The following is an 8,163-nucleotide window of genomic DNA, read 5'->3' as shown; positions in this document are numbered from 1 at the left end:
GAACCCCTCATCGCCCACAAAAGACTCCTTAAGTAATTAAGGATTTTTTTTTGAATTTCTTGAATGTAATAATTTACAATCATTTTGGGGAGATACTCAAGCGGCCAACGAGGGCAGACTGTAAATCTGCTGTGAAAACTTCGCAGGTTCGAATCCTGCTCTCCCCACGAAAAAAAGCCTATAAATCGAAAGATTCATAGGCTTTTTGTTTGCTAAGAATGTTTTTTAGTCTTTTGTTACAACTTAAAGTCGAATGGCACAAAAATACCAAAAACTCCAATAGCAGATAGCGTCTTGGAGTTTTTTTTATAAATTTTCCTTTGTCAATCTATCCAATTCTTTCAACAAAGTCGGCATTCTAAATTCTCCATGCATACCTTCGACTTTTTTATAAGCTTCATCCAAATCAATTCCGATAGAAGTAATGTATAACGGTTTCTTGCTATCCCCTCTAAAAAGAGCTTTTTTATTCTTTTCAATGGAAGCAAAATTGGTTTTGGCGACGCCGATAATCGGAATTTCTTTATTTAGTTTTTCATATAAGTAACCGCCCAAACCATATTTTAGTTCATCATTCAAGTAAACAAAACCGTCAACAACGATTGCTTCAACTTTAGACAAATCTATTTGGTTTAATAAACTCAAAATGCATGGCAATTCTCTTTTGTAAAATTCTCCAGGAATATATTCAGCTACATTGTCGATTGTTTCAGAGTGAATTTTGAAATTTTTGTCCTCATTCCATTCTGAAAATTCAAGACAAACTGTTTTTGCTTTTTGGTCAAAGTAATACGTGTCAAAAGCTAGAATCATATATTATTTTTTCTAAAGTATTAGAGTCTAAAAATATAAAAACGATTGTGAAAGACGGCTTATTTACGGAAACAATTTCTTCTTTTCAACAAGATTGTTAAACTTTAAAATTCAAGCTTTTGAAAAACTCATAAATAAATGTAGTTTAGCTAAAATTTTAAGAATGTTTCTTTAAACAATATTTCAAAATGAAATGGATCACTAGAGAAAGACCTAAAATAGATCGAATCGCCTGTCCGTGGCTGATTCGAAGATTTGTTGATTCTGAATCTGAATTTATTTATGTTCCATTTGCTGACGTTTTAAGAAAGGCAGAAGAGCTTAATGCTATTCCATTTGATATTCCGAATGTTGAGTTTACGCATTATAATGAAGAATGCACTTTTGATTATATTGTAAAGAAATACGGAATTAAAGATCCAGCGATTAAAATTATTGCAGGAATTGTACGCGGAGCTGACACTGACAGGCATGAAATTGCTAAAGAGTCAGCTGGGTTGTGGGCTATTTCGGCTGGATTAGCTCATAATATCAAAGACGACTACGAACTATTAGAAAGCGGAATGGTTTTATATGATGCTTTATACAGCTGGGCCACGCATTTGTACCAGCAAAATCATTTGCAGAACAGTCCGTTCGAAAAACTGTTGCATGAGGTTTATGATAAGTTTCTTAAAGACAAAAAATCGGCCGGAAAAACGCCTTCGTGGGTAAAAGATTTAAAAAATATTATTCAAGATCAAATTGATGCTCAATTTACTTTTGATTTAAAGAAAATTTCGAGCGAATTAGATTTAAATCCATCATATTTATCTCGAGAATTTTCAAAACATTTCGAAGATTTGAATTTTGGCGAATATGTTAGAAAACTTCGTATTGAAAAAGCGATTCATCTGATTGAGAATTCTTCTCATAACTTAACAGAAATTGCATATATGACAGGTTTTTCAGATCAAAGCCATTTTACTAGAATTTTCAAACTTCATACAGGAAAAAATCCTTCGGCTTATAGAAAAAAGTCTAGAAATAAATCCTGTTCAAATAATTAAAGACTCTAGCAGAAGTCACTATTTTCTCGCGTCTCTATCTGTTTATTTTGACAAGAACATCAAGCTTTTTAATCATTTTAAATTAAAACTCTTTAGAAATTTAATTGATTATCATTACCTTGGTTACAATCAATTAAACTAAAGTTTATGAAAACTAAAATGATATGGGCCAATTTGGTTTCAAACGATTTACAGCAGACAATTCAGTTTTATACCGATTTAGGATTCAAACAAAACGGACAAAATACAGAAGAAATTGTAAGTTTTTCGATTGCGGAGAATAATTTCATTATCAACTTTTTTACAACTGATAGATTTAAAACGGCTTTAAAAGGCAATTTGGCAAATTCTAAAAATGAGAATGAAATCATCTTCTCGCTTTCTGCAGAGAGCAGAGAAGAAGTAGATCTTTGGTATGAAAAAGTCAAAAAAGCTGGTGCAACCATTTTTTCTGAACCCGAAAATTACCAATTAGGCTACACTTTTGGTTTTGCTGATCCAGATGGACATAAGTTTAATTTTCTTTATTGGCCTGGAATGTAAAAAGGCCTCAAGCCTGTTCACAATCTAGAAGTTTATATTGAACTTAAAACCCCACATGTTTATAAGAATATTGAGAAAATTTAGTTCTTTTTTGCCATATGGCAAATTTTCAATAAAAACTTATGTCTAACTTTCGTGCATGAAAGAATTAGTAAATTACATATTGCAGTTTGGCAATTTAAATCAGCATCAGATTGATTTAATTTTAACTAAAGCCAAAGAAAAAGAAATCAAAAAGGAAGACTATTTTTCTGAAGCCGGAAAAATCGCTTCTGAAGTTGGTTTTATCATAGATGGAATAATGCGTGTCTGTTACTACAACAACAAAGGCGAAGAAATTACCAAATACTTTATAGACGAAAATAATCTTGTAGTAGATTTAGAAAGTTTTGATAATAATATTTGTTCGTCTGCTTATGTGCAAGCAGTTACAGATTGCAAAATAATTGTATTCTCAAAGAAAGATTGGCAAGAATTATTAAATACCATTATTGGCTGGGACACGATTGTACATAAAATTATTTCAAAAGCATTAATGCAGAAAGTCGCTAGAAGAAGTCCGCTTGTTTCAGAAGACGCGACAACTCGCTATCTGTCTTTTATGGAGATGTTTCCAAATGTAATTAATAGAATCCCGCTTTCTTATTTGGCTTCATATCTCGGAATCACACAATCTTCTTTGAGCAGAATTAGAAAAAATATCCGTTGAAATCGCTTTTTGTCATATGACAAATGTTTTTCTTTTTCATTGACGGAACTTTGCTTCAGATAATTTAAAAAGATAAAAATGAAAACAGTATTAATTACAGGTGCAAATAGAAGTATTGGTTTAGAAACAGCGAAACAGCTTTCAGAAAAAGGATTATTTGTTTACCTAGGAACACGAGATCTCACAAAAGGAGAAGAAGTAATAGAAGAGTTAATAGCGAAAGGATTTCAAAACATACAAGCTATTCAAATTGATGTTACAGACGGAAAAAGCGTTTTGGTTGCAAAAAACATCATTGAAAAAGAAAAAGGCAAATTGGATATTTTAATAAATAATGCTGGAATTTTAGGAGATATTCCGCAAAATCCTTCTACAACTTCTATAGAAGATATTCAACGAGTTTTTGATACCAATTTCTTTGGAGCAATAACAGTTACACAGACTTTTATTGAGCTATTGAAAAAATCAGATAGTCCAAGAATCAGTAATATTACATCTGGACTTGGGTCTCTTACTTTACACAGTGATCCAACTTGGAAATATTATGCCATAAAAGCAATTTCGTATGTATCGTCTAAAACAGCTTTAAACGCATTTACCGTTACTTTAGCGCATGAATTGAAAGATCTTGCATTCAAAGTTAATTCAATTGACCCAGGTTACACGGCAACAGATTTTAATCATCATAGCGGTCCAGGAAGTGTTGAAAACGCAGCAAGTTTCATTATAAAACATACTTTAGTTGATGAAAATGGACCAACTGGAAAATTCTTCAGCAACGATATTGAAGACGAAAGCGAACAAAGTCCGTGGTAAAAAACTTTTAATACCGAATAAAAACTCCAAAGTCAAAAGATTTTGGAGTTTTTATTTTGGATTATGATTGTTTTTAAAACTTAAATTACGGTTAATAAAAAGTAAAAGCGGTAAATTAGCAGTCTGAAAATTTCTAAAACGAAAGTTATGTCTATTACCACAGAAGCAGAATTAGCCGGAATGAAAAAAGCCAGCGAGGCCGTTGCATTTACTTTAAAAGAAATGAGAAAATTTGCCAAAGCAGGTATGTCAACCAAAGAATTAGACGAATATGGCGGGCAGATATTGAAAAGTTTCGGAGCTAAATCTGCGCCTTATGAAACTTATGGTTTTCCAGGCTGGACTTGTATAAGCGTTGATAATGAATTCTGCCACGGTATTCCTTCTGAAAAAAGAATTCTTCAAGAAGGAGATTTGATCAATATCGATGTTTCTGCCGAATTAAACGGTTTCTGGTCTGATAATGGAGGCTCTTTTGTGATTGGAGAAGATATAAATGAACATCAAAAATTGATTGAAGCTTCTAAACAAATTTTGCATAAAGCAATTCACAACATAAAAGGCGGAGTCCGAATTTCTGACATCGGATTTTTAATTGAAACAGAAGCAAAGAAAAAAGGCTATAAAGTCATTAAAAACCTAACGGGGCATGGAGTAGGGAGAAGCCTTCATGAAGCGCCTCATGAAATTGCCAACTACAGAGACCGTTTTAATGTGACGAGATTTAAAAAGAACTCGGTCGTAGCAATTGAAACTTTTATTTCAACGACTTCTACTTATGCAGAAACAATGAAAGATGGCTGGACAATGGTTGGAAATAAAGGCGGCTTTATGGCTCAGCACGAACATACAATTGTCGTGACAGAAGGCAAGCCGATAATTTTAACCGAAATGAATGAAATTTGGAATTAATGATTCCCAATGCGCAAAAACTCCATTAGAAATAATGGAGTTTTGTTTTTTAGGAGGTTTTATTTTGCGTATTAAATGCTGCAACTAATTTTTTATTTGCTTCAATGATTTTCTGAGGATTAATCATATTTGAGTTAAATATGAAATCATAATTTTCATCTTTTGGCTTAAACTGATTCACATCAAAAGCCACACTATTTGCAGGTATATTTTTGGTTATAATAGCTCCCGCGCCAATAACCGAATTTTCCCCAATAACTATTGGACCTAAAATTTTGGCGCCATCAGCAATAATCACATTTTTAGCAATAATAGGATTTCCGACATTTTCCCATTCGTCATTGATTTTATTGTATTTCAAATTGGCTCCAATGGAAACGTTTTGAAAAATAACCACATTTTCACAGATTTTAGACGCCACGATTGTACATCCGCGTCCGTGATGTGCAAACAAAACAGATTTATCCATCTCTGCACAATTTATTTCGCAGCAATATAATTTCTCTAATAAATTGGCCGCAATTAGCTTTAAAAACTTATTTTTTGAATGACAATTGATTTTAACTAATGTATTAAACATATTGTTTTTAAACGTTTAGCAATAACTCATACTTCATAACTCATAACTCAATTTAAGGTTCCCAAAGTTCAATTTTATTGCCTTCCGTGTCCATAATGTGCACAAACTTGCCATATTCGTAGGTTTCGATATCGTCGAGAACCGTAACTCCGTTTGCTTTCAGTTTTTCTACAAGACCTTCAATATTCTGAACACGGTAGTTTACCATAAATTCTTTTTTAGACGGAGAAAAATATTCATCACCTTTCTTAAAAGGACACCATTGTGTAGATTCTATCTGTTCTGGATTATCCATATTTCTAGATTCGAAACTTGAAGAACCCCATTCGTTGATTTCTAATCCTAAATTTTTAGCATACCATTCTTTAGTTTCTTTCGGATTATCCATAAAAAAGAAAACACCGCCAAGTCCTGTCACTTTTGGTGTTGTATCGTTTGAATTATTTTCCATAGGAGAGTATTAAGGTTATTTTTTTGAGAATCTAAGATATTAAATATTGCTTGCATTTTATTCTATTTGCTTTTGAATTATATTTACATAAACTTATTTAGACCTAAATCTAACTAAAATGAAAACGGAAAGAATCTACAAAATCTTATTTTCTAGCGTATATCCTTTATACATTCAAAAAGTGGAAAAAAAGGGAAGAACTAAAGAAGAATTAGATACGGTAATAAAATGGCTTACAGGATATAGCGACGAACAAATTAAAGAACAGATTGAAAAGAAAGTGGACTTTCAGACATTCTTTGCTGAAGCTCCAGAAATCAATCCGAATGCTTCTAAAATTACGGGAGTAATCTGTGGTTATCGTGTAGAAGAGATTGAAGATCCATTGATTCAAAAAATGCGATATCTAGACAAACTAATTGATGAAATCGCCAAAGGAAGAAAAATGGAAAAAATTTTAAGAGAATAAAAAGTCCTTCAAAAATATTTGAAGGACTTTTAGTTTTAAACTCTTAATAAACCGCGAAAACCTCTCGCCGCGTAATACGATTCTGCTCCATTATGATAAACAAAAACGGTATTATATCTAAAATCTGAAAAAATAGCACCGCCCAGTTTTCTAATTTCTGGCGGAGTTAAAATCCAGCTTGAAGTTTTGGCATCAAATTTTCCTAATTTTTGCAGCTCTTTATATTGCTCTTCGTTTAAGATTTCAATTCCCATTTGTTCCGCCATGTTTATAGCGCTGTCAGCTGGTTTATGCTCTTTTCTTTTTTCCAGAGCTTCATGATCATAACAAACACTTCTACGCCCTTTCGGACTTTCAGCAGAACAATCTACAAAAAGATATTCATCCGTTTTAGCATCATATCCAATTACGTCCGGCTCGCCTTCCGTTCTTTCCATTTCGTCAAGAGACCATAGTTTTGATGGATTAGCTTTTAGTTTAGCTTCAATTTTTGCCCAATCTAGATTTTCGTGACGGTTTTTATTCTTTTCAAAACGTTTTTCGAGTATGCTCAATAATTCGTCTTGTTCATTTGAGGTAAGTTGTCTTTTCATTTTTCTAAGTTTTTAATTAGAACTGCATCTTCTAGTTTCTGGTCTGAAATACCAGGAAACAACTGTTAGAACAATTAGCAATATTGGTCCAAAAAGTGCTGACGCGTCATCTTTTACAGCCAAATGCGAAAACACAGCTCCAGACATTGCAAAAAAGAATCCTGCATAAGCCCATTCTTTCAGTAAACCAAATTTCGGAATCAGAATTGCGATTACTCCCAAAAGCTTCCAAACGCCCAAAAGAGTTAAAAAATAAAGCGGATATCCTAAATGCTGTATCATTTCTGCTTCTTCTTTGAGAGGAATAAGCTGTACGATTCCTGTTGATGTCATTCCTAAAGCCAACCATAAAGTGGCAACCCAATAGATAATTTTATTTCTTTTGCTCATGATTTTTATTTTAGTTTAGTTACAATTTCTTCCAATCGGTTGTGCGCCATATTTAATCCTTGTGCAAATGGTAGTTTTAACTGCGTTGTTCTATGTTCGATAGATTTGTAAATGATCTGCATAGTCAATTTGCTGGTATCATCTGTTATTTTTTCAAACTCTAAAAATTCCAATTGAGGCGCAAAATTGGCGTTATCCATTTCAAAAGTGCGCACTATTTTTTCATTCGGAACAAAATCATGAAAAACACCATTTGCTTTAAAAACTACATTCCCATTAGGATCGCTGGTTTCATATTCCCATCCTCCATATTTTTTACTTTCCAGTTTCAAGACTTTTGTGCCCATCCATTGTGCTACAATTTCAGACTCGGTATGAGCTTTAAATAATAATTCAACTGGCAAATCAAATTCTCTTGTAATCACAAGATCTAGTCTGTCATCTTCGGCATGAATTTTTGTTTTCTTTTCCATGGTTTATTTTTTATAGTTTTTCATAATTGATTCTAGCTTATTAAAACGATCATCCCACATTTTTCTGAATGGTTCGATGAACTTGTCAATTTCTTTCATTTTTTCTGGGTTTAAATGATAATAAATTTCTCGTCCGTTTTGCGTTTGGTGCAATAGTTCACATTCGTTCAAAATCTGAATATGCTTTGAAATAGTCTGTCTTGACGAATTAAAATTCTCGGCAATTGCCCCAGGCGTCATAGCTTGAATGGCAACTAAACTTAAAATAGCTCTTCGGGTAGGATCGGCTATGGCTTGAAAAACATCTCTTCTAATTTCCATTGTGCAGTTATTTGACTGCAAATATAATGAAGTCATTTGACTGC

At 32.9% G+C, this 8,163-nt stretch carries 13 protein-coding genes and 1 tRNA gene; 7 read left to right on the top strand and 7 right to left on the bottom strand.

Annotated features, from left to right (window positions below; genetic code table 11):
- Positions 1–86: 86 nt before the first annotated feature.
- Positions 87–167, top strand: a tRNA-Tyr gene (locus FF52_RS07110).
- A 139-nt stretch (positions 168–306) separates the two neighbouring features.
- Here the strand turns inward: FF52_RS07110 and FF52_RS07105 are convergent.
- A complete protein-coding gene (locus tag FF52_RS07105) occupies positions 307–813 on the bottom strand; it encodes an endonuclease V (RefSeq protein WP_008464168.1) in 507 nt (168 codons plus the stop codon).
- A gap of 188 nt (positions 814–1,001) precedes the next feature.
- Between FF52_RS07105 and FF52_RS07100 the strand changes: the two genes are divergently transcribed.
- The 5 genes from FF52_RS07100 (at position 1,002) to map (ending at position 4,842) form a co-directional block, all read left to right on the top strand.
- Positions 1,002–1,862, top strand: coding sequence for a chromate resistance protein ChrB domain-containing protein (locus tag FF52_RS07100; protein WP_008464167.1), 861 nt, complete (start codon positions 1,002–1,004; stop codon positions 1,860–1,862).
- 147 nt (positions 1,863–2,009) lie between these two features.
- The gene (locus FF52_RS07095) at positions 2,010–2,405 is read left to right on the top strand and encodes a VOC family protein (RefSeq protein WP_008464165.1); all 396 of its coding nucleotides are present in this window, start codon (positions 2,010–2,012) and stop codon (positions 2,403–2,405) included.
- A gap of 139 nt (positions 2,406–2,544) precedes the next feature.
- On the top strand, positions 2,545–3,114 hold the full coding sequence (locus tag FF52_RS07090; protein WP_008464164.1) for a Crp/Fnr family transcriptional regulator: 570 nt from the start codon (positions 2,545–2,547) through the stop codon (positions 3,112–3,114).
- Positions 3,115–3,192: 78 nt separating this feature from the next.
- Positions 3,193–3,930, top strand: coding sequence for an SDR family NAD(P)-dependent oxidoreductase (locus FF52_RS07085; RefSeq protein ID WP_008464163.1), 738 nt, complete (start codon positions 3,193–3,195; stop codon positions 3,928–3,930).
- Between the two features lie 147 nt (positions 3,931–4,077).
- Positions 4,078–4,842, top strand: a complete 765-nt coding sequence (map, locus tag FF52_RS07080) for a type I methionyl aminopeptidase (RefSeq protein WP_008464162.1) — start codon at positions 4,078–4,080, stop codon at positions 4,840–4,842.
- 49 nt (positions 4,843–4,891) lie between these two features.
- On the opposite strand, the gene FF52_RS07075 is transcribed toward map, so the two are convergent.
- Positions 4,892–5,422 (bottom strand): serine O-acetyltransferase, encoded by a 531-nt coding sequence (locus tag FF52_RS07075; protein ID WP_008464161.1) that lies wholly within the window; start codon positions 5,420–5,422, stop codon positions 4,892–4,894.
- 52 nt (positions 5,423–5,474) lie between these two features.
- On the bottom strand, positions 5,475–5,873 hold the full coding sequence (locus tag FF52_RS07070; protein WP_008464158.1) for a VOC family protein: 399 nt from the start codon (positions 5,871–5,873) through the stop codon (positions 5,475–5,477).
- A 118-nt stretch (positions 5,874–5,991) separates the two neighbouring features.
- Between FF52_RS07070 and FF52_RS07065 the strand changes: the two genes are divergently transcribed.
- Positions 5,992–6,342, top strand: coding sequence for a DUF2200 domain-containing protein (locus tag FF52_RS07065; protein WP_008464157.1), 351 nt, complete (start codon positions 5,992–5,994; stop codon positions 6,340–6,342).
- A gap of 35 nt (positions 6,343–6,377) precedes the next feature.
- Here FF52_RS07065 and FF52_RS07060 read toward each other — a convergent pair whose 3' ends face one another.
- From FF52_RS07060 to FF52_RS07045, 4 genes are read right to left on the bottom strand one after another with little or no spacing between them, the layout of a single operon-like run.
- A complete protein-coding gene (locus FF52_RS07060; protein WP_008464156.1) occupies positions 6,378–6,935 on the bottom strand; it encodes a DUF4256 domain-containing protein in 558 nt (185 codons plus the stop codon).
- 12 nt (positions 6,936–6,947) lie between these two features.
- Positions 6,948–7,325: a DoxX family protein gene (locus tag FF52_RS07055; RefSeq protein ID WP_008464155.1), complete on the bottom strand. Its 378-nt coding sequence runs from the start codon at positions 7,323–7,325 to the stop codon at positions 6,948–6,950.
- Positions 7,326–7,330: 5 nt separating this feature from the next.
- The gene (locus FF52_RS07050) at positions 7,331–7,798 is read right to left on the bottom strand and encodes an SRPBCC domain-containing protein (RefSeq protein ID WP_008464154.1); all 468 of its coding nucleotides are present in this window, start codon (positions 7,796–7,798) and stop codon (positions 7,331–7,333) included.
- Between the two features lie 3 nt (positions 7,799–7,801).
- Entirely contained in the window at positions 7,802–8,119 is a 318-nt protein-coding gene (locus FF52_RS07045) for an ArsR/SmtB family transcription factor (protein WP_008464153.1), read from the bottom strand.
- Between the last annotated feature and the right edge of the window lie 44 nt (positions 8,120–8,163).

It is taken from the genome of Flavobacterium sp. F52, from assembly GCF_000278705.1.
GTDB classification, from domain to species: Bacteria; Bacteroidota; Bacteroidia; order Flavobacteriales; family Flavobacteriaceae; genus Flavobacterium; species Flavobacterium anhuiense.
This window is presented reverse-complemented; position numbering and strand designations above follow the sequence as displayed.